Genomic DNA, 20,855 nt, shown 5'->3' on the forward strand with positions numbered 1-20,855 from the left:
GGCGTCCCGCCATGGGTGGAGCGCAAGGTGAATCAGTATCCGGCCCTGCTGGCCGAAATCCAACCGGCAAGGCCGAGCAATCCGGCTGCAGATCTGAACTGCAGCCCAGATCAAATCATCGCGTCCAGCTCCCAGTCTGGACGCCGTCGAGGGGGAAGGATCCTTCGTGACCGAAACCACTGAGCTGTCGCCAGCTGTGGAACTATCATCTTCTGCTGCCGAATCACCGGCAGCTCCCGCCAAGAGCAGCGGCCTTGCAGGCCTCAAGCTCGCGCAGCTGCAGGCACTTGCCAGCCAGCTCGGCATCTCAGGCGGTTCCCGGATGCGCAAGGGGGACCTGGTTTCGGCCATCTCCGCCCACCGCGCCGGCACCCCCATGACGAAGGCTCCCGCCAGGGCAACCGAAAAGGCCGTCGAAACCCCGGCCGCTCAGGCAGCCGCCCCCGCAGTGTCCTCCCCGGCTGCCGCAGAAGCAACGGAAGCTCCCGCGGAAGGAACCCGGGCACGTGGCCGCGGACGCAGCCGGCGCGCCGTCAGCGACGGAGTTGTGGCGCCCGCAACCACTGAGCCGGCAACCGCTGAAACCAGCACCGCCGCTCCGGTTGAGGCACCCGCCGCCGAGGCCACCGAAGCGCCCGAAAGCGCTGCCGAACGCCGCCAGCCGCGCACCCGCAACCGCCGCCGTGGCGAAGCTGCCGCTGCGCCGCAGGCTGCAGAGGCCGCCGAAGCACCCGCTGAACAGGCCGTTGCAGAACAGCGGACCCCGGAACAGCGCACCGAAGCTCCCGCGGAGACCGGCGACTCGGGCCAGCGCGCCGACCGCCGCGAAGGCGGCCGCACCCGCGGCCGTGACAACGCCGGACGCGACAACGCTGCCCGCGAGAATGCCGACAGCGGCCGGGACAACGCCGGCAGCCGTGAGGCAGGCCAGCGCGAAGGCGCCCGCCGCGACGACAACCGCGACACCCGCGACGGCGACGACTCCGACGGCGGCAGCCGCCGCAACCGGCGCAACCGCCGCGACCGGAACGACCGCAATGACCGCTCCGGCGGCCAGGACCGGGACAACAGCTCCCGCAACGACCGCTTCCGCGACCGCAACGACCGCCGCCGCGGACGTTCCCAGGGACCCGACGTCGATGACGTCGAGGTTACCGAGGACGACGTCCTGCTGCCCGTAGCGGGCATCCTCGACGTCCTGGAGAACTACGCGTTCATCCGCACCTCCGGCTACCTGCCGGGGCCCAACGATGTCTACGTTTCCCTGGCACAGGTCAAGAAGTACAACCTGCGCAAGGGCGACGCCGTCGTCGGTGCAATCCGCGCACCCCGCGAAGGCGAAGACCGCAGCCAGCAGTCCGCCCGCCAGAAGTTCAACGCCCTGGTCCGCGTCACCTCGGTGAACGGCAAGACCGCCGAAGAGCTCAAGGACCGCGTTGAATTCGCCAAGCTGGTTCCGCTCTACCCGTCAGAGCGCCTGCGGCTGGAAACCGATCCCAAGAAGATCGGCCCCCGCGTCATCGACCTGGTTGCCCCCATCGGCAAGGGCCAGCGCGGCTTGATCGTCTCGCCCCCGAAGGCTGGCAAGACGCTCATCCTGCAGTCCATCGCCAACGCGATCACCACCAACAACCCTGAGGTCCACCTCATGATGGTGCTGGTTGACGAACGACCTGAAGAAGTCACGGACATGCAGCGCACGGTCAAGGGCGAGGTCATTGCCTCCACCTTCGACCGCCCCGCTGACGACCACACCACCGTGGCCGAACTTTCCATCGAACGCGCCAAGCGCCTCGTGGAAATGGGCATGGACGTGGTTGTCCTCCTGGACTCCATGACCCGCCTGGGCCGCGCCTACAACCTGGCAGCACCGGCCTCCGGCCGCATCCTGTCCGGTGGTGTCGACTCCGCGGCGCTGTACCCGCCCAAGCGCTTCTTCGGTGCAGCCCGCAACATTGAAAACGGCGGCTCGCTGACCATCCTGGCAACGGCCCTCGTGGAGACCGGATCCAAGATGGACGAGGTCATCTTCGAAGAGTTCAAGGGCACCGGCAACATGGAGCTCCGCCTGTCCCGCCAGCTGGCTGACAAGCGCATCTTCCCGGCTGTGGACGTCAACGCGTCCGGCACCCGCCGCGAAGAGAACCTGCTTTCCCCCGAGGAAGTCAAGATCATGTGGAAGCTGCGCCGCGTCCTCTCCGGACTCGAAACGCAGCAGAGCCTTGAGCTGCTGACCAACAAGATCCGGGAGACCCAGAGCAACGTCGAGTTCCTCATGCAGGTCCAGAAGACGACGCTTGGTGCGAAGTCGGATAACGACAAGTAGCTGTAACAGGGGTGGGGCCGTCGCATATTTTGCCGGCCCCGCCCCTTGGCGTTGCGGCTGACATACTGCGTACGTCAGCCGCAACGCTCCGACAGGCCCGATGCCACTCCCTGGCCGGCAAAAATATGCGACGACGGCGCACGTCACCTGCCGCTGTGTGCGTCACTAGACTTGTACAAGTCGAAAGAGGTTTTAAATGTTTGAGTCCGTACAGGGCCTGCTTGATGAGCATGATGCTATCCAGGCGCAGCTGGGGGATCCTGCTGTCTATGCCGACCAGCGGCTTGCCCGGAAACTGGGGCGCCGTTCGGCTCAGCTCAATGGCATTGTTGAGGCCTACCACAAGTGGGAAGGCCTCCGGGATGACCTTGCCGCTGCCAAGGAGATGGCGTCCGAAGACCCCGAGTTTGCCGCTGAGGTGCCTGAGCTGGAAGCTGCCCTTGAGGTGGCTGCCGCGAAACTGCGCCGCCTCCTCATCCCGCGCGATCCCGACGACGCCCGCAACGTGATCCTTGAGGTCAAGGGCGGTGAAGGCGGCGACGAAGCCGCACTGTTCGCCGGCGACCTGCTGCGCATGTACACCCGCTACGCGGAGTCCCGCGGCTGGAAGACCGAGATCATCTCCGCCACGGAATCCGACCTTGGCGGCTACAAGGACGTCCAGGTTGCCGTCAAGGGCAGCTCTAACGATCCTGCCGAGGGTGTGTACGCCCGCCTTAAGTTCGAAGGCGGCGTGCACCGGGTGCAGCGCGTTCCCGTCACCGAATCCCAGGGCCGCATCCACACCTCGGCCGCCGGCGTCCTGGTCCTGCCCGAAGTGGATGAGCCCGAAGAGCTCGAGATCAACCAGAACGACCTCAAGATCGACGTCTACCGGTCCTCCGGTCCCGGCGGCCAGTCCGTTAACACCACAGACTCCGCCGTGCGCATCACGCACCTTCCCACGGGCATCGTGGTGGCCATGCAGAACGAGAAATCCCAGCTGCAGAACCGTGAAGCGGGCATGCGCGTGCTCCGGGCACGCATCCTGGCGCACCAGCAGGAGCAGATCGACGCCGAGAACTCCGCCCAGCGGAAATCCCAGATCCGCACCATGGACCGTTCGGAGCGCATCCGCACCTACAACTACCCGGAAAACCGCATCGCGGACCACCGCACCGGGTACAAGGCGTACAACCTGGACCAGGTCATGAACGGCGACCTGGAACCGGTCATCCAGTCCGCCATCGAAATGGACGAACAGGCACGCCTGGACGCCATCGGCGACTAGTCCCTTCGGTAAATTCCAGACATGACACTCGAGCCAGGCCAGTCGCTCGCGGAGGCTGTCAGCGCGGCAACGGACATCCTCCGCGACGCCGGCGTCCCCAGTCCGCGGGTGGACGCCGAGCTGTTGGCCGACCACCTGCTGAACGTAGGGCTCGGCCGCCTGCGTGCCATGATGCTGGGGGATGCGCCCGCGCCGGAGGGTTACGAGGCACTGGTGGCGGAGCGCGCCAGCCGCATACCGCTGCAGCACATCACCGGAGTGGCGCATTTCCGCTACCTCGAGCTGGCTGTTGGCCCCGGCGTCTTCGTACCCCGCCCCGAGACCGAATCGGTGGCGCAGCTGGTCATCGACCACGTCCGCGGGATGGCCCGCCCTCGGATCGTCGACCTCGGGACGGGCTCGGGTGCCATTGCAGGCTCCATCGCCCACGAAGTGCCGGGCGCGGAGGTGCACGCCGTCGAGTTCAGCCCCTTCGCCCACGCCTGGGCAGCAAAAAACCTGGCACCGCTGGGTGTCCGGCTTGTGCTGGGGGACCTGCGGAACGCGCTGCCCGAGCTTAACGGAACTTTCGACGTCGTGGTGTCCAATCCGCCGTACATTCCCGCCGAAGCCATTCCCACCGAGCCGGAAGTCGCCCTTCATGACCCGCCGGAGGCGCTGTACGGCGGGGGAGCGGACGGCATGGAACTTCCGACGGCGGCCGCTGCCTCCGCTGCCCGCCTACTGCGGCCGGGGGGCTACTTCGTGATGGAGCATGCAGAAGTCCAGGCGGGTTGGATTTCGGACTATTTGGCCGGTACAGGAAACTGGACCGGGATCAGGACGCATCTGGACCTCAACGGCAAGGAGCGCGCCACCAGCGCCCTGCTCGCGGATCCGGACCACAGCGAGTGAAAGAATAGGCGAGTGACCACTACCTACAACTGCACCAGCGACGACGAGCGCGCCAAGGGACTCGAGCACGCCCAGCGTGCCATCAGCGAAAAGAAGTGCGTGGTCTTTCCCACGGACACGGTCTACGGGATTGCCGCCGACGCCTTCTCGCCCCAGGCCGTGACCATGCTGCTGGTGTCCAAGGGGCGCAGCCGCACCATGCCGCCGCCCGTGCTGATCCCGCGGATCAACGCCCTGGACGGCCTCGCCACGGACGTCCCGGCCGACGCCCGCAAACTGGCGGAAGCCTTCTGGCCCGGAGGCCTCACCCTCATCCTGCACGCGCAGCCATCCCTGGACTGGGACCTTGGCGAGACCAAGGGCACTGTGGCCCTCCGCATGCCGGACGATGAGATCGCCCAGGAACTGCTGACCCTTACCGGCCCCCTGGCCGTATCCTCGGCCAACCGCACCGGCCATGCCCCCGGACAGACCGCCGCCGCCGCCCGCGAGCAGCTGGCGGACTCCGTGGAGGTCTACCTCGAAGGCGGCTTCCGGCCATTGGAAGGCGAGGCCGCAGTACCGTCCACGATTGTCGATGCCACGGGTCCGCGTCTGCGCGTGGTCCGGAACGGTGCGGTGACCCTGGACCAGCTTCGCGAACACGTACCCGGAGTCCTGGGCCTGGGCGAGATCCCCATGGCCGAGGAGGAACCGGCAGAAGCGGCAGCGGCACCTGACGAAGCAGCGCCTGCAGAAGCAGCAGCGGAAGAAGCGGCACCGGCAGAAGCAGCCCCTGCCGGCGGGTCGTCGGTTGTTCGGACTGCCGCTGTGGAGTCTCCTGCCGAGGAGCCCGCAGCGGTCCCGGCTCCGGTCCGGAACCCTGAACCGTGATGGCGCTTGACCGCCAGCGGATCCCGGTGCTGGAGGTCGACGCGACCCCGCTTCGCGTTCCGGACCTGGTGGCGGAACTCAGCCGCTTCGTCGAGGAAGGCTCCACGCGCACGGTACTGGGGCACAACCTGCACAGCGTCACACTGACGCTCTCGGATGAGGGTTTCCGCGACCTCTATCAGCGCAGCGATGTGGTCCTGCTGGACGGCGCGCCCGTGCTCTGGCTGTGGGGGAGGACCGGCAAAGCCGAAGGGCCGGTCATGGACTACCGGCTGGGCACCACGGACTGGCTTCCGGCTTTGGGCCAGGTGCGCGGTCTGGAGCGGATTGCCGTGATCGGCGCCGGCGCCGAGGCAAATGCCGCGGCCGTCAGGCAACTGGAGTTGGTTGTCCCTGGCGCCCGGGTGGCAGGCTTGCCCGGAGAGGGCTGGAACGGGGACCTCGAAGAGCGGGCTGTTGAATGGCTGCACGGGCAGCGGCCGCAGCTTGTCCTGCTGGGCCTGGGCATGCCGCTCCAGGAGGAAGTCCTGCAGCGGCGCCTCGCCGACATGCCCCCGGCCACCTACTGCGCAGTGGGGGGAGCCATCGAACAGTTGGCCGGCTTCCAGAAGCTTGCACCACGCTGGCTGGGGCGGATGGGGCTGGAATGGGCCTGGCGGCTGCTGCTGCATCCCCGCCGTGTTGCCTACCGTGTGCTCGGAGAACCCTGGGTCCTGCTGTGGCTCCTGGGAAGCCGCCGCTTGAAGCGAACCGTGCCCAGGCCCGGCAAATAAACGCGGCAGGTCCTGAAGTGCTCCTTAGAACTTCTGGTCCTCCAGCGGGGCAAAGCCCTTGCCGCGCAGGCCGGTGGAGAAGGACCTGGCCCACCCCAGGAAACCTTTGAAGTCCCGCCGCTGCGCGAAATAGCCTGCATACCCGCCCACGTCCGCAATAAAGGACCGGACGCGGAAGTACCGGCGGATCAGGTAGCCGCGGTTCCGGTAATAGTAGTACCGCTTGAACGCGGACTCCGGGACGATGACGTGCCAGCCAGCGCCAAAAACATGCTGGGTTTCCGAGAACGCATGCGGGTGGGTGATGGCGGTGGTGGTCACGGTGCCAAACCTGACGCCCGCCTTGCGCAGCCGAATGGTGAAGTCCACCTCGTCGCCGCGGATGAACAGCCGCATGTCCGGCAGTCCCACTTTGAAGAAAACGTCGGAGCGGATGAGCGCGCCGTTGAAGAAGTGCCCGTCGTTGGGCAGGAAGCCAAGCTTCTCCACCTCGGCGCGGCTGTGGGTCACTTTGCCGTCGAGGCGGAAGAAAAAGGACAGCCGGTCCGGCTGGCCAGGCGCGGTCACCAGCGGAACTACCGCCTCCAGGTCCCTTGCCTCAGCCTCACGGAGCAGCGTGGCGAGGCATTCCGGATCCGCCGGCTCGGCGTCGTCATCCATCATCCAGATCCATTTGGCTCCGCTGGCCACTGCCTTGAGTGCTGCCAGGGCGAAGCCCCCCGCACCGCCGAGGTTGGCCTCCGAGCGGACGTAATCAATGTTCGGATGCACATCGGCTGTTTCACGCGCCGGGGTTTTGCCGCTGTCAACCAGGCAGATTGTGTCCACTGCGGCCGTCTGGGCGTTGATGGAATCCAGCAGGACGGCCAGTTCCTTCGGCCGGTCGAACGTCACGGCGGCAACTGCTATGCGGGGGGTCATGGGGGTCCTTTCAGCATGGCTGACAGGGATTTCCCCGCTCGCAATGCGCCAGTGTGGCGCGAAGCCATGAAGCTGTTGGCGCTAGTATCTTTGACTAGAGTCCACTGTAATACAGCCCTGTAAGGCACCGCGTATGAGGAAATACGCACTGCCTGCTGCGCGCTCGGCGACGGAGAAGTTTCATTTATCGAAGAACAGATTCCCGGCCAGTGAGCCCCATAGCCAAGGACCAGCTGCCAGTGCCGTTGCCCGGCTGCAGCGTCCCCCCGGAAACGGAACCCGCCCCATGATCATGTACCTGCTGATGGGACTGACGGCTGCTGTCGTGTCCTATGCGGCTACATGGGGGGCCCGGGTTGTCGGCCACCGGCTTGAACTCCACATGCCCATCCGAAGCCGCGATATGCATTCCATTCCCATGTCCCGCCTGGGCGGCGTGGCGATCTTCCTCGGCGTCATGGTGGCCCTCATCGTTGCCAGCCAGTCCTTTTTCGTGAAGGACATCTACCGGAACAACTTCTCGCCATGGGGTGTCCTCGCCGGCGCAGCCGTCATTGTGCTGGTGGGCGTTGCCGATGACCTGCTGGACATCCGGTGGTGGGTGAAGCTGATCGGCCAAAGCATTGCAGGCCTGACCGTGGCCATCTGGGGAGTTCAGATGACCATCGTGCCTTGGGTTCCGGAGCCGATCTACCTCGAGAATGAAACCGTCCGGGTCCTCTTGACTGCCGGACTGATCGTCACCACGATGAATGCGTTCAACTTCATCGACGGGCTGGACGGCCTTGCCGCAGGCGTCGCCATCATCGGCGGCACCGCGTTCTTCTTCACTGCCTACTGGGTGCACCGCAACGCGGTCCTGCTGGACTATTCAGACCTTGCGACGCTGATTACCGCGGTCCTGGTGGGCAGTTGCCTGGGCTTCCTGCCGCACAACTGGTTTCCTTCCAAGATCTTCATGGGCGATTCCGGCGCCATGCTGATCGGGCTGCTGATGGCCTCGGCGGGTGTAGTGTCCACGGGACAGATCACCTCGGGGCTCTACGACAGGGTCAACGGCATCTCCACGGTGATTCCCATCCTGCTTCCCTTCGCGGTCCTCTTCCTTCCGCTGCTGGACCTCGGCCTGGCGGTGGTGCGACGGACTGCCCGGGGCCGCTCGCCCTGGTCTGCCGACCGCGGACACCTGCACCACAAGCTCCTGGACATCGGCTATTCGCACCGCACCGCAGTCATCCTGATGTACCTCTGGACCGCCATCCTCTCCTTCGGGGGACTGGCCTTCGCCATATTCCCGTGGCAGATTGTTCTGTCCATCGATCTCTTCGCCACCCTGGTCATGGGCCTCATCACTGCCTGGCCCTACCTTGCCCGCCGGGGGGAAGAGACCCGGGCGTAACGTCCGTGCGGAAATATTTCTATCTCATGTAGAATTTAGGGGCAGCCAAAGCTGCCCCTCCATACAGCCTGTTGACGATCTTCCGCAGGTGCCGACGATTGGGATCGAATGACCTCCAACGCCGAGTCCGGACCTCTGTCCGGCAACGGACGCGTTGGCGCATCCGGCCCCACGCCGTCGCTCTGGCTGAACCTCCTCAAGCTGAGCTCGATCGCTTCTGCGTGCGGACTGCTGCTTTGCGCTGTACCGGCCATGCTGCTGGGCGGCGTGAACGCGGCGCTTTCCAGTACGTCCGGTGGCCTGTTGGTGATGCTGTTCTTCGGAATCAGCCTCCTTGTAGGGCATTTCGTGGGCCGCAGCAATCCTTCCGGTGCCATTGGCATGTTTGTGGCAACCTACTTCGTCAAGGTGGTCGGTTTCGCCGTCGTCCTGTTCGTCGTGGGAGCACCGCAGTGGCTGGACGGGCGCTGGTTTGTTGCCGGCGCTGTCACCACGGTGGTGCTGTGGCAGGCTGCTGAGATCTACGGTTTCGGCAAAGCGCGCCTCCAGATCTACAACGATCCAGAAACCAAGGAAAACCCCGATGCGTGATCCGAAGAAGCCCAACGAAGGCCGCAACGGCAACGGCGGACCAACCGGCTCCGCCCCCGGTGTATCAGGCGACGGAACCAGCGGCGGATACAACGCCGGCATGGCCGTATTCAGCTACATCATTGGCGGAATCATCGTCTGGAGTTTGATAGGGTGGGGACTGGATTACGTGTGGGGAACGCGCTGGATTGTGCTCGCAGGCGCTCTGCTTGGAGCCGTCGGAGGTTTTTACCTTTCCCACATGCATGGCCTTACCAGTTCTCGAAACAATGCTGGGGAGCGCCATGCTGCCAGCGGGCCGTCCCAGGACGGCGACACTAATGCCAAATAATTTCACAGGGGGAACAGCAGGCCATCAGGCTGCCGATCCCCGCCCAACGCCCAATGATGGACACTGCAGAGAGGAAACGCGTTGATCGCGCTTGCGCTCCCGGCCCAAGATTCAGGAGAGTTCACTCCTCCTGGTATTAACGAAATGCATTTGCCGGCAATCCTGCCGTGGGGTGCCGCAGAAGGATTCTCCAAGCAGATGCTGCTGGTCCTCCTCTCTGTCGTCTTTATCGCCGTCTTCTTCGTGCTCGCTGCACGCAAGCAGCAGCTGGTACCCGGCAAGCTCCAGTTCGCCGGCGAGGCCGCCTACGGCTTCGTCCGCAACGGAATCGCCAAGGACATCATCGGCGGCAAGGACTTCATCAAGTACGTCCCGCTGCTGTTCAGCCTCTTCTTCTTCATCCTGGTTAACAACATCTACGGCGCCATCCCGTTCTTCCAGCTCCCCACGTTCTCCCACGTGGGCGGAGCCTATGTGCTGGCCGGAATCGTCTACTTCACCTGGATCGCCATCGGCGTCAAGAAGAACGGGCTCCGCTACTTCAAGCTGGCCACCGTGCCCTCAGGTGTTCCCTGGTACATCCTTCCGATCGTGATCCCGATCGAGATCATCTCCAACTTCCTGGTCCGGCCGGTCACCCACAGCCTCCGTCTGTTCGCCACCATGCTGGCAGGCCACCTCATCGTGATGATCGCAGGTTACGGCATCGAGTTCCTCGTCATGCAGGAGAACATCCTGCTCAAGGGATCCTCGCTCCTGGTCCTCGCCGGCGCGATCGCCATGTACATGCTTGAAGCCCTGATCATGGTCCTGCAGGCGTACGTCTTTACGCTGCTGACCGCGATCTACATCGAAGGCGCGCTTCACGCCGACAGCCACTAGGCACCAGCCGCACGGCATTGCGCCGCAAGGCACACAAAAACTTCCCCTCGCGGGGATAGAGCAACCCAAACAACCTGCCACACGGGTGGCATCTTGAAAGGAAGAAAAATGGAAGGCAATCTCAACCTCGTAGGTTACGGTCTGTCCGCAATCGGCGGTGGTATCGGTGTTGGCCTCGTATTCGCTGCCTACATCAACGGCGTTGCACGTCAGCCGGAAGCACAGCGCGTCCTGCAGCCGATCGCATTCCTCGGCCTTGCGCTCACCGAAGCCCTCGCCATCCTCGGCCTGGTCTTCGCCTTCGTTCTCTAGTCCTTAGAGCGAAGCGAACTTACAGAACCGAGTAGAAAAGGACGGGTGAAATATGAATCAGCTGATCATCTCAGCCGCCACTGAGGGCGAAGTCAACCCCCTGGTTCCCAACGTCTGGGAAATGGGCGTTGTCCTCGTGGGCTTTGCCATCCTCATGTTCATCGTGGTCAAGTTCGTTGTCCCGATGTTCGAAAAGACCTTCGCCGAGCGTGCCGAGGCCATTGAAGGTGGCATTGCAAAGGCTGAAAAGGCCCAGGCTGAGGCTTCTGCTGCACTCGAAGAGTACAAGCAGCAGCTGACCGACGCCCGCACCGAAGCCAACCGCATCCGTGAGGAAGCCCGCGCCGAAGGTGCCCAGATCCTCGCGGATCTCAAGGAGAAAGCAGCTGCAGAGTCTGCCCGCATCACGGCCCAGGCGCACGCACAGATCGAATCCGAGCGCCAGGCGGCCGTTGTGTCCCTGCGCTCCGAGGTCGGCACCCTGGCCACCACCCTGGCCGGCCGGATCGTCGGCGAATCGCTCAACGACGACGAGCGTGCAGCTCGGGTCGTGGACCGCTTCCTGGCAGATCTGGAGAACCAGAACGCAGGTGCAGCTAAGTAATGGCAGGCGTATCGAGCGAATCGCTGGCAAAAGCGCTGACAGCGTTGGAAGCCAAGCTTCCGACGGCGTCGCTGCAGCTGGCAAAGGAACTCTTCGGAATTCTGGGAATGGTGGACAGCTCGGCTGGCTTGCGCCGCGCCCTGACTGACCCGTCCCGCAACGGTGACGAAAAGTCGGCGCTGGTCAGGCAGCTGGTTGGCGGAAAAGTCTCCGCTGATGCTGCAGATATCGCGAGCGGACTGGCCAGCCTGCGCTGGGCAACTGCCCGTGACATCGGCGATGCACTCGAGACTCTTGCCGCAACGGTGGTCATTTCCGTTGCTGAAAACAAGTCGGCCGTTTCTGCCTCCGGAATCACTGGCCTGGAAGAACTGGAGAACGATCTGTTCTCCTTCAACCAGGCTGTTGCCTCCAGCCACGAGGTACAACGTGCTCTGTCCGAAACACAGGCCAGCGCCGCAGCCAAGTCGGCATTTGCCGAAAAGCTGATGCCCGGTGCCAGTGAGGAAGCCAAAGTCCTCATCCGGCAGGCCGTTACCCAGCCCCGCGGCATCAAGCCGACCCGGCTGGTGGAACGTTTCGCGGAGCTGGCGGCCAAGCGGCAGCAGCGCTGGATTGCAACGGTCAATGTGACCCGTCCCCTGACGCAGACGCAGCTTGCACGCCTTCAGGCGGGCTTGAACGCCATGTACGGGCGGGAACTGAAGATCAACCTCAACGTTGATCCGGAACTCATTGGCGGCATTCGCGTCCAGGTTGGTGACGAAGTGCTCGACGCTTCGGTACTCACCAGGCTGGGCGAGCTGCAACGCCAGCTGGCCGGCTAGCCGGACAAGCACAAACAAACTGATAGAAACCCCGGTCATCGGCAACGGTGATCACAAAACAGGAGAGCAGGGACTGCAGATGGCCGAATTGACCATCAACGCCGACGACGTCCGTAATGCGCTGAACGAGTTCGCGGCGTCCTACGAACCCGGAAACGCAGAACGCGTAGAGGTCGGCCGCGTATCTACCGCTGGTGACGGCATCGCCCGTGTTGAGGGCCTTCCCTCGGTCATGGCGAACGAGCTGCTTCGCTTTGAGGACGGCACGCTGGGCCTGGCCCAGAACCTCGACGTCCGCGAAATCGGCGTCATCATCCTCGGTGACTTCACCGGCATCGAAGAAGGCCAGGAAGTCCACCGCACCGGACAGGTTCTGTCCGTTCCCGTGGGCGACGCCTTCCTTGGCCGTGTTGTCGACCCGCTGGGCATGCCCATCGACGACCTCGGCGAGATCAAGGCCGAAACCACCCGCGCACTGGAGCTCCAGGCTCCCGGCGTGACCCAGCGCAAGTCTGTGCACGAGCCGATGCAGACCGGACTCAAGGCCATCGACGCCATGATCCCGATCGGCCGCGGCCAGCGCCAGCTCATCATTGGCGACCGCCAGACCGGCAAGTCGGCCATTGCGATCGACACCATCATCAACCAGAAGGCCAACTGGGCTTCGGGCGATGTGACCAAGCAGGTCCGCTGCATCTACGTGGCCATCGGTCAGAAGGCATCGACCATCGCCGCCATCCGCCAGACCCTCGAGGACAACGGCGCACTGGAGTACACCACCATCGTGGCGTCTCCGGCATCCGACCCCGCAGGCTTCAAGTACCTGGCACCGTACGCCGGTTCGGCCATCGGCCAGCACTGGATGTACGGCGGCAAGCACGTCCTCATCGTGTTCGATGACCTCTCCAAGCAGGCCGAGGCCTACCGTGCAGTGTCCCTGCTGCTCCGCCGCCCGCCGGGCCGCGAAGCCTACCCGGGCGACGTGTTCTACCTGCACTCCCGCCTGCTGGAGCGTTGTGCAAAGCTGTCCGACGAACTGGGTGCCGGTTCCATGACGGGCCTGCCGCTGATCGAGACCAAGGCGAACGACGTGTCCGCCTACATCCCGACCAACGTCATCTCCATCACCGACGGCCAGATCTTCCTGCAGTCGGACCTCTTCAACGCCAACCAGCGCCCCGCTGTTGACGTGGGTGTGTCCGTGTCCCGCGTGGGCGGCGCCGCACAGGTGAAGTCCATGAAGAAGGTCTCCGGCACGTTGAAGCTGGACCTCGCCCAGTACCGCGACATGCAGGCATTCGCCATGTTCGCCTCGGACCTGGACGCCGCATCGCGCCAGCAGCTGACCCGTGGCGCCCGCCTCATGGAGCTGCTGAAGCAGGGCCAGTACTCGCCGTTCCCGGTCGAGAACCAGGTCGTCTCCATCTGGGCCGGCACCAACGGCTACCTGGACGACGTTCCGGTTGAGGACATCAGCCGCTTCGAGTCCGAGTTCCTGGAGCACCTGGCGCACAAGTCCTCGATCCTCACCACGCTGGCGCAGACCAACGTGCTGGACGATGACACCGCGGCAGCTCTCAAGTCGGCAATCGTCGACTTCAAGAAGGGCTTCTTTGGCGAGGGTGACAACCACCTGGTCGGTGCGGGGCATGAGGAATATGCCGCCATCGACGAGGGCCAGGTTGACCAGGAAAAGATCGTCAAGCAGAAGCGCTAGTTCCATTGGCCGGGTGTGCCGGGTCCACAGGACCCGGCACACCCGGCCTACGGAACGCTAGGAAAGGATAAGTATGGGAGCCCAGATCCGGGTCTACCGCCAGAAGATCAGCTCGACCACGTCGATGCGTAAGATCTTCAAGGCGATGGAACTGATCGCTACCTCGCGCATCGGCAAGGCCCGTGCGCGCGTAGCAGCTTCACTGCCTTACGCGAACGCGATCACGCGCGCCGTTTCTGCTGTCGCAAGCCAAAGCGAAATCGACCACCCGCTGACCACTGAGCCGGAGCAGATCCGCCGTGCCGCCGTCCTGGTAATTACCGCGGACCGCGGACTGGCAGGTTCCTACTCGGCAAGCGTGCTCAAGCAGGCGGAAGGTCTCATCGAGCTGCTCCACGAAGAAGGCAAGGAAGTCAAGACTTACGTCGTTGGACGTAAAGCCCAGGCCTACTTCGATTTCCGGAACCGTGAATACGCACGGGTCTGGACCGGAGGGACAGATGCGCCTGAGTTCACCACCGCGCGCGAAATTGGCGAGGCACTGCTGGCCGAGTTCGCGACCGACTACGAAGAGGGCGGCGTGGACGAGATCCACGTGGTTTACACCCGCTTCAAGTCCATGGTCACCCAGGAGCCCACGGTCATCCGCCTGCTTCCCCTGGAAGTAGTGGAAGAACAGGCTGCTTCTGAATCGGACCTGTTGCCGCTGTACGAGTTCGAGCCGGAAACCGAGCGCGTTCTTGACGCTCTGCTCCCGCGCTACATCGAGTCACGCATCTTCGCGGCGATGCTGCAGGCAGCAGCTTCCGAGCTTGCTGCACGCCAGCGGGCCATGAAGTCCGCCGGCGACAACGCCACGGACCTCATCAAGAAGTACACGCGTCTGCGCAACACGGCCCGCCAGGCTGAAATTACGCAGGAGCTTTCCGAGATTGTTGCCGGCGCCGACGCCCTCGCGTCCTAGCCTGCAGCAGGCCGGATTCCGCTGGACCTGCACCACCACAGATAAACTTAAACCCACGCCATCTACTGAGTGAAGTGAGAGAGATGACTGCCACTGCTACCGAACACGTAGCCGCAACGTCCGGTGCCACCGGCCGCATTGCGCGCGTAATCGGCCCGGTTGTCGACGTCGAATTCCCGGCCGACGCAATCCCGTCCATCTACAATGCCCTCACCACCGAGATTACTCTCAACGGTGTAACCAAGACCATCACGTTCGAGACCGCCCTGCACCTGGGCGACAACCTCATTCGCGCCATCTCCCTGCAGGCTACCGACGGACTGGTCCGCGGCACCAACGTAGTGGACACCGGCGCCCCCATCTCCGTACCCGTTGGCGACGGCGTCAAGGGCCACATCTTCAACGTGCTGGGCCAGCCCCTGGACGTTGCAGAGTCGGAACTGGACATCAGCGAACGCTGGCCGATCCACCGCAAGGCACCGAACTTCGCCTCGCTCGAAGGCTCCACCGAGATGCTGGAAACCGGCATCAAGGTCATCGACCTCCTCACCCCGTACATCAAGGGTGGAAAGATCGGCCTCTTCGGCGGCGCCGGCGTGGGCAAGACCGTTCTGATCCAGGAAATGATCACCCGTGTGGCCCGCAACTTCGGTGGTACCTCGGTATTCGCCGGCGTTGGCGAGCGTACCCGTGAAGGTAACGACCTCTGGGTTGAAATGGAAGAGGCGGGCGTCCTCAAGGACACCGCCCTTGTGTTCGGCCAGATGGACGAGCCGCCGGGAACGCGCCTCCGCGTTGCCCTGTCCGCGCTGACCATGGCGGAGTACTTCCGCGATGTGCAGAACCAGGACGTGCTGCTCTTCATCGACAACATCTTCCGCTTCACCCAGGCAGGTTCCGAGGTTTCCACCCTCCTCGGCCGCATGCCGTCTGCCGTGGGCTACCAGCCCAACCTGGCAGACGAGATGGGCCTCCTGCAGGAGCGCATCACGTCCACCAAGGGCCACTCCATCACCTCGATGCAGGCCATCTACGTTCCCGCAGATGACTACACCGACCCGGCTCCGGCAACGACCTTCGCACACCTCGACGCGACCACGGAACTTTCCCGTGAAATCGCCTCCCGTGGTCTGTACCCGGCCGTTGACCCGCTGACGTCAACGTCCCGCATCCTGGATCCCCAGTACATCGGCAAGGACCACTACAACACGGCTGTCCGCGTGAAGCAGATCCTGCAGAAGAACAAGGAACTCCAGGACATCATCGCCATCCTCGGTGTGGATGAACTCTCCGAAGAGGACAAGATCGTCGTGTCGCGTGCACGCCGCATCCAGCAGTTCCTGTCCCAGAACACCTACACCGCCAAGCAGTTCACCGGCGTCGAGGGGTCCACGGTATCCATCAAGGACACCGTTGAAGGCTTCACCGCGATCTGCGACGGCGACCTCGACCACATCGCGGAGCAGGCGTTCTTCAACGTCGGCGGCCTCGACGACGTCGAGCGCCAGTGGGCCAAGATCCAGGAACAGACCAAGTAATATGGCTGAGCTTGAGGTTGAGATTGTCGCAGCGGACCACTTCGTGTGGTCCGGAGCGGCCAAGATGGTCAAGGCCCGCACCAGCGATGGTGAAATCGGAATCCTGCCCGGCCACTCGCCCCTGCTGGCGATCCTGGCCGAGGGTGAACTGGCGATCCAGCCGGTATCGGGAGACCGGATCGCGGTAGACGTCGACGGCGGGTTCTTCTCCGTGGACAACAACCGCGTGGTCATCGTTGCTGACAACGCCCAGCTGGGCGGCTCGGCTACCGCTGGGATCCGCTAGCATCACCTTGATGGACGCATCGAGTCTTCCGTTCATCGCCATGGCAATCGCTTTTGGATTGCTGATCTTTGCACTGTGCCTTTCGGGGGTGCGCCGCTTCAACCTGCGGCGTGCCCTCGGCACGGTGGACGCCTCCATTTGCATGGCTGGAAACAGCTGGCAGATGGGGGTTTGTCGTTATCAGGACAACGACCTCGAGTGGTTCCGCCTGATCTCCCTCAGCGTCCGGCCCAAACACAAGTTCAAGCGCCACAGCCTTGAACTGCTGGGCCGCCGCAAACCCACGGAGGCCGAGGCCGTGAAGGTCCAGCCCGACGTCGTGATCGTGGAACTGCGGTATGAAGGCAAGGACCTGCGCCTCGCCATGAAATTCGACGCCTACACAGGCCTCTCGTCCTGGCTGGAGGCCGGTCCGGTCATCGGCGTGGGCACCTGGCGCTAGCCGACGTGGACTGGCTCTTCGAGGTCCGGCTCGTGGACGGGCCGGTCTACTGGGTTTCCCTCATCCTGGGCCTCGCCGGGGCGCTGTACCTCCTGGTGCCTCCTTCCGGCACCCGCCCCCGGCACTGGCTCTTCCGGGTCCTGGCAGGCGCAGCGGCGGCGTTCGCACTGGTCGCGGCCGTGCACTGGGCCCTCATCAACGTCTTCTCGGTCTTCACTGCGAACATCCCGGACGCTGTGCTGCTCTGGATCGTGGCCGCCGTCGCCGCCCTCATCCTCCTGGTCCTGCGGGTGCCCCGCGGCACCTGGCGGAGCCGCGGAACCGGATTCGCCGCGGTCCTCCTGGTCGCGGCTCTCTCGGCGGTACAGATCAATGCCTACTATGGCCTCAACCGCATGGTCAGCGACCTCTTTGGCACGGCACTGGCGAGGGTCCCCGCGCTGGAGCGGGAGCTGATGCGCCAGCCTGGGGAGCCCGACGGCGCCACGCTCCAAGGCTGGACAGCGCAGGAGGAGATGCCGGCCGGGGGAGTGCTGCGCCGGTCCGTGATCCCGGGCGATGTTTCCGGAATGGATACCCGGGAAGCCTACATCTACCTCCCTCCCGCCTACTTTGCGCAGAACCGCCCCGCCCTCCCGGTGCTGGTCCTCGTGGCGGGACAGCCGGGCGGCCCGGCAGACTGGCTGACCGGTGGTGCACTGCAGTCCCACATGGACGCCTTTGCCGCCGCGCACGGGGGAGTGGCCCCCGTGGTGGTGGTGCCCGACCCCAACGGATCACAGTCCGCCAACACCATGTGCATGGACAGCCGGATAGCACGCGCGGACACGTATCTCTCCCAGGACGTCCCGCACTGGATAAAGTCCACGCTCGCCGTCGACACAGACCACCGCAGGTGGGCGGCCGGAGGGTTCTCCTTCGGCGGCACCTGCGCACTGCAGCTGGGAACCAGGCATCCGGACCTTTTCCCCTCGGTTTTGTCCTTCTCCGGCGAGGCGGAGCCGGCGATTGCCAAGGAGCGCCACAAGACCATCGAGGCGTCCTTCCCGGGGGACCCTGAGGCCTTCGTCCGGCAGACTCCCCTGGCCATCATGAAGGAGCAGCGCTTCGATGGCAGCGGACTCTACCTGACCGCCGGGCAGGACGACCCGGAATTCGTCGGGTACCTCCGTACCCTGGCCGCTGCCGCGGAGGATGCCGGCTTTACGGTGCGCGCCTACGAGGTGGAGCATACCGGCCACTCGTGGGATACCTCCTCGAAGCGTATTGCCGATGCCCTCGACTTCCTGGCCGAACGCTGGGGGCTGGACAGGTGACCGCTGAGAAGCAGGTGCGGACTGCCCGCCTTGCCTGGTCCACGGTGGTGCTGCCCGCCCTCAAGGACGGGGCGTCGGCCGTGAAGGCGGCACCCTTTACGCTTGCGGTGCTCGGTCTCTTCCTGGCCGCGGGGGCAGTGACCGGCAGCTTCGCTGCAGGCCCGCCCGAAGAATTGATGGGGCTTGCGGGTGTCAGCGGGCCGGGGCTCCGGGACGGCAACTGGTGGTCCCTCTTCACCAGCCTCTTCTTCGCCACGAATCCGCTGGCCTACCTTGTTGCCGCGCTAATGATCGTGGTGTTCCTGGGCCCCGCCGAGCGCAGGCTGGGAACGCGGGCGGCCATCGCACTGCTGCTGGGCGGCCAGTTCGCCGCCGTCACGCTGTTCCTGCTGGTGACCCAGGTTGCGGGATACGTGGGGGACGGCTGGCTGGACCGGATGGCCGATGACGTCCTGGTTGGCCCGTATGCCCCGCTGCTGACGGCGGGCCTGGCGGGAAGCGCGCGGCTGCCGGTCCTGTGGCAGCGCCGCCTGCGGACAGCCGTGCTGTCCATCTCGCTCCTGCTGGTCCTGTATGTAGGGCACGCTGAAACTGTGATCGGGCTGCTGGGCGCCGTGCTGGGGCTACTGGCCGGCTGGTGGATCCAGGGGGACCAGGGGCAGCTCCACCGGCACCGGTCAACCGGGCGCGAAACCAGGAACCTCCTGGCCCTCACGGTCGCCGTTTTTGCCGTGGGGCCGATCCTGACCGGGATCGCCCGGGCGCCCACGGGCCCGCTGGCCCTGCTGCGCGACGTGCTCCTGAATCCGCTGCCGACGCTTGGCCAGCTGGCGTTCAGTTGCGGCGCCACGGTGGAGGCTTCCTGCCTGGAAGAGGGCCGGGCCGGTTTTGCCGGTCCAGTCGGGCTTGCCCTGGCGGTGGTTCCGGTAGCCCTGCTGCTGATCTGTGCGGACGGCATGCGCCGCGGCCGCCGCCTTGCCCTGAACATTGCCATCGCCATCCAGTTGGCCGTTACGGCGCTGGCCGCCGTCTACCTTGCCCTCTTCGCCCTGTTGCCCTCGAGGAGCCAGGTGCCCAATGCCGGGCCGATGGGCTCCGCGTTTGCCCACGTGCTTCCCCTTGTGGTGGTGCCGCTGCTGCTGGCGCTGGTCCTGTGGTCTAACCGGCGGCAGTTCCGGGTGCAGACAGCGCCGTCCTCCCGCAGGGTGCTGGCGGCGGTGGCGGGAGGAACGTGGCTTGCCCTGGCCGGCTCCTATGCACTGGCCTGGTTCTGGTCAGGAGGGCTGGAGCGCGACGGCGGGTTGCTGGGACTGCTGGCTGAGCTGGCCAGGCAGTACGTCCCCATTCCCATTCCGCAGCACTACCGCGGCGTTTTCGCTGACCGTAACGCCCTGGAGTCCGTGCTGTTTGCCTATTCCGGACCGGTGTTCTGGGTCATCGCGCTGGCGGCAGTGTGGTGGGTGCTGCTGGGCAAGGCCCACGGCACCGATTCCGGCGTGGAGGACAGGGACAGGGCCAGGTCGCTGCTGCACCAGGGCGGTGGTCCGCTCTCGTGGATGGCGCTGTGGGAACCCAACACCTATTGGTTCAGCTCCGACGGCAAGGGCGCCGTCGCCTTCCAGCAGCACGGCAGTGTTGCCCTCACCCTCGGCGGAGCCTTCGGACCGAAGGAAGCCCAACAGCGCGTTACCGGGGAATTCCTGGCCTATTGCCGGAGCCACGCGCTGATTCCGGCGCTGTATTCGTGCGATGACACACTGTGGCCGGCGCTGCAGGAACAGGGGTTTGCCCGGGTGGCCGTTGCCCAGGAAACGCGGTTGCCGATCCGCGAGCTCGAGTTCAAAGGAAAGGAATGGCAGAACGTCCGGACTGCGCTGAACCGGGCCGCCAAGCTGGGCGTGCGTGCCGTGTGGGGGCCGTACCACTCGCTGCCGGCGGCGCTCCGGTCACGGTTGAGCGAGGTGTCCGAAGAGTGGGCAGCAGGAAAGTCTGTCCCCGAGATGGGCTTCACCCTGGGCGGTGTGGACGAGCTTGAGGACGAGGAGGTGCTGTGCTGCCTCGCCGTGGACGGCAACGGAACCGTCCACGGCGTCACCAGCTGGCTTCCCGTCTACGACGGCGGGCGGCTGGTCAGCCGGACACTGGACGTCATGCGCCGTGGCGCCGAAGGTTTTCCCGGGGTGATGGAATTCCTGATCGCCTCCGCGGTCCTGGAGCTGCGCGGTTCGGTGGAGGTGATCTCCCTGTCCGGCTCCCCGCTGGCGCGGGTTCCCGTGGGGCAGGCAGGAGCGCCGGGAAGCGGTCCTGCCGGGGAGAACCCCGGCGGCAGGGAGGATGGGCAGCCGGGCCCGGAGAACCTGGTGAAAATCCTGGACCTGGTGGGGCACGCCCTCGAACCTGTCTACGGTTTCCGGTCCCTGGCGGCGTTCAAATCAAGGTTCAAGCCGGAGTACCGCGCACTCTATCTCTATTACCAGGACCCGCTGCACCTGCCGGCTATTGGCCGGGCACTGACCCGCGCCTACCTCCCCGGGCTTTCGCTTGCGCAGGGCGCGCGTTTGGTGCGAAGTTTAGGAAAGTGAATGCCGC

The 20,855-nt window shown here is 64.8% G+C and carries 20 protein-coding genes; 19 read left to right on the top strand and 1 reads right to left on the bottom strand.

Annotation, left to right across the window (positions count from 1 at the left end; translation table 11 throughout):
* The first annotated feature begins 166 nt into the window (after nucleotides 1-166).
* The 5 genes from rho to IEX33_RS04180 all read left to right on the top strand — a co-directional run bounded on the left by rho (nucleotide 167) and on the right by IEX33_RS04180 (nucleotide 6,136).
* Complete coding sequence (rho, locus tag IEX33_RS04160; RefSeq protein WP_188727870.1) at nucleotides 167-2,326, top strand: transcription termination factor Rho; 2,160 nt, start codon at nucleotides 167-169, stop codon at nucleotides 2,324-2,326.
* 196 nt (nucleotides 2,327-2,522) lie between these two features.
* Nucleotides 2,523-3,596 carry a peptide chain release factor 1 gene (gene prfA, locus IEX33_RS04165; RefSeq protein ID WP_174179130.1) on the top strand — a complete coding sequence of 358 codons (1,074 nt, stop codon included), beginning with the start codon at nucleotides 2,523-2,525 and terminating at the stop codon, nucleotides 3,594-3,596.
* A 21-nt stretch (nucleotides 3,597-3,617) separates the two neighbouring features.
* Nucleotides 3,618-4,490, top strand: a complete 873-nt coding sequence (prmC, locus tag IEX33_RS04170; RefSeq protein WP_188727872.1) for a peptide chain release factor N(5)-glutamine methyltransferase — start codon at nucleotides 3,618-3,620, stop codon at nucleotides 4,488-4,490.
* Between the two features lie 12 nt (nucleotides 4,491-4,502).
* Nucleotides 4,503-5,363 carry an L-threonylcarbamoyladenylate synthase gene (locus IEX33_RS04175; protein ID WP_188727874.1) on the top strand — a complete coding sequence of 287 codons (861 nt, stop codon included), beginning with the start codon at nucleotides 4,503-4,505 and terminating at the stop codon, nucleotides 5,361-5,363.
* A complete protein-coding gene (locus IEX33_RS04180; protein WP_188727876.1) occupies nucleotides 5,363-6,136 on the top strand; it encodes a WecB/TagA/CpsF family glycosyltransferase in 774 nt (257 codons plus the stop codon). Before IEX33_RS04175 ends, IEX33_RS04180 begins: the two co-directional genes overlap by 1 nt.
* 24 nt (nucleotides 6,137-6,160) lie before the next feature.
* On the opposite strand, the gene IEX33_RS04185 is transcribed toward IEX33_RS04180, so the two are convergent.
* On the bottom strand, nucleotides 6,161-7,057 hold the full coding sequence (locus IEX33_RS04185; RefSeq protein WP_188727879.1) for a glycosyltransferase: 897 nt from the start codon (nucleotides 7,055-7,057) through the stop codon (nucleotides 6,161-6,163).
* 286 nt (nucleotides 7,058-7,343) lie between these two features.
* Here IEX33_RS04185 and IEX33_RS04190 point away from each other — a divergent pair, with 286 nt between their 5' ends.
* The 14 genes from IEX33_RS04190 (at nucleotide 7,344) to IEX33_RS04255 (ending at nucleotide 20,848) form a co-directional block, all read left to right on the top strand.
* Nucleotides 7,344-8,456, top strand: a complete 1,113-nt coding sequence (locus IEX33_RS04190; protein WP_188727880.1) for an MraY family glycosyltransferase — start codon at nucleotides 7,344-7,346, stop codon at nucleotides 8,454-8,456.
* Between the two features lie 108 nt (nucleotides 8,457-8,564).
* Nucleotides 8,565-9,047 carry a hypothetical protein gene (locus IEX33_RS04195; protein WP_188727882.1) on the top strand — a complete coding sequence of 161 codons (483 nt, stop codon included), beginning with the start codon at nucleotides 8,565-8,567 and terminating at the stop codon, nucleotides 9,045-9,047.
* A complete protein-coding gene (locus IEX33_RS04200) occupies nucleotides 9,040-9,378 on the top strand; it encodes an AtpZ/AtpI family protein (protein WP_188727884.1) in 339 nt (112 codons plus the stop codon). The genes IEX33_RS04195 and IEX33_RS04200 overlap by 8 nt, the downstream gene beginning before the upstream one ends.
* A gap of 81 nt (nucleotides 9,379-9,459) precedes the next feature.
* A complete protein-coding gene (gene atpB, locus IEX33_RS04205) occupies nucleotides 9,460-10,260 on the top strand; it encodes a F0F1 ATP synthase subunit A (protein WP_174179147.1) in 801 nt (266 codons plus the stop codon).
* 108 nt (nucleotides 10,261-10,368) lie between these two features.
* On the top strand, nucleotides 10,369-10,572 hold the full coding sequence (gene atpE / locus IEX33_RS04210) for an ATP synthase F0 subunit C (RefSeq protein ID WP_009356484.1): 204 nt from the start codon (nucleotides 10,369-10,371) through the stop codon (nucleotides 10,570-10,572).
* Nucleotides 10,573-10,624: 52 nt separating this feature from the next.
* The gene (locus IEX33_RS04215; RefSeq protein ID WP_188727886.1) at nucleotides 10,625-11,176 is read left to right on the top strand and encodes a F0F1 ATP synthase subunit B; all 552 of its coding nucleotides are present in this window, start codon (nucleotides 10,625-10,627) and stop codon (nucleotides 11,174-11,176) included.
* On the top strand, nucleotides 11,176-12,003 hold the full coding sequence (locus IEX33_RS04220; RefSeq protein WP_188727888.1) for a F0F1 ATP synthase subunit delta: 828 nt from the start codon (nucleotides 11,176-11,178) through the stop codon (nucleotides 12,001-12,003). The genes IEX33_RS04215 and IEX33_RS04220 overlap by 1 nt, the downstream gene beginning before the upstream one ends.
* A gap of 79 nt (nucleotides 12,004-12,082) precedes the next feature.
* Nucleotides 12,083-13,720 carry a F0F1 ATP synthase subunit alpha gene (gene atpA, locus IEX33_RS04225; RefSeq protein WP_188727890.1) on the top strand — a complete coding sequence of 546 codons (1,638 nt, stop codon included), beginning with the start codon at nucleotides 12,083-12,085 and terminating at the stop codon, nucleotides 13,718-13,720.
* A gap of 73 nt (nucleotides 13,721-13,793) precedes the next feature.
* Nucleotides 13,794-14,684: a F0F1 ATP synthase subunit gamma gene (locus IEX33_RS04230; RefSeq protein ID WP_104184909.1), complete on the top strand. Its 891-nt coding sequence runs from the start codon at nucleotides 13,794-13,796 to the stop codon at nucleotides 14,682-14,684.
* An 83-nt stretch (nucleotides 14,685-14,767) separates the two neighbouring features.
* Complete coding sequence (gene atpD / locus IEX33_RS04235; RefSeq protein WP_104184908.1) at nucleotides 14,768-16,222, top strand: F0F1 ATP synthase subunit beta; 1,455 nt, start codon at nucleotides 14,768-14,770, stop codon at nucleotides 16,220-16,222.
* Between the two features lies 1 nt (nucleotide 16,223).
* On the top strand, nucleotides 16,224-16,508 hold the full coding sequence (locus IEX33_RS04240) for a F0F1 ATP synthase subunit epsilon (protein ID WP_018760117.1): 285 nt from the start codon (nucleotides 16,224-16,226) through the stop codon (nucleotides 16,506-16,508).
* 10 nt (nucleotides 16,509-16,518) lie between these two features.
* The gene (locus IEX33_RS04245) at nucleotides 16,519-16,950 is read left to right on the top strand and encodes a DUF2550 domain-containing protein (RefSeq protein ID WP_188727892.1); all 432 of its coding nucleotides are present in this window, start codon (nucleotides 16,519-16,521) and stop codon (nucleotides 16,948-16,950) included.
* 5 nt (nucleotides 16,951-16,955) lie between these two features.
* Nucleotides 16,956-18,266, top strand: coding sequence for an alpha/beta hydrolase (locus IEX33_RS04250; RefSeq protein WP_188727894.1), 1,311 nt, complete (start codon nucleotides 16,956-16,958; stop codon nucleotides 18,264-18,266).
* Nucleotides 18,263-20,848: a DUF2156 domain-containing protein gene (locus IEX33_RS04255; RefSeq protein ID WP_229675217.1), complete on the top strand. Its 2,586-nt coding sequence runs from the start codon at nucleotides 18,263-18,265 to the stop codon at nucleotides 20,846-20,848. Before IEX33_RS04250 ends, IEX33_RS04255 begins: the two co-directional genes overlap by 4 nt.
* Nucleotides 20,849-20,855: the final 7 nt, after the last annotated feature.

The organism is Pseudarthrobacter scleromae (genome assembly GCF_014644515.1).
Classification (GTDB): Bacteria; Actinomycetota; Actinomycetes; order Actinomycetales; family Micrococcaceae; genus Arthrobacter; species Arthrobacter scleromae.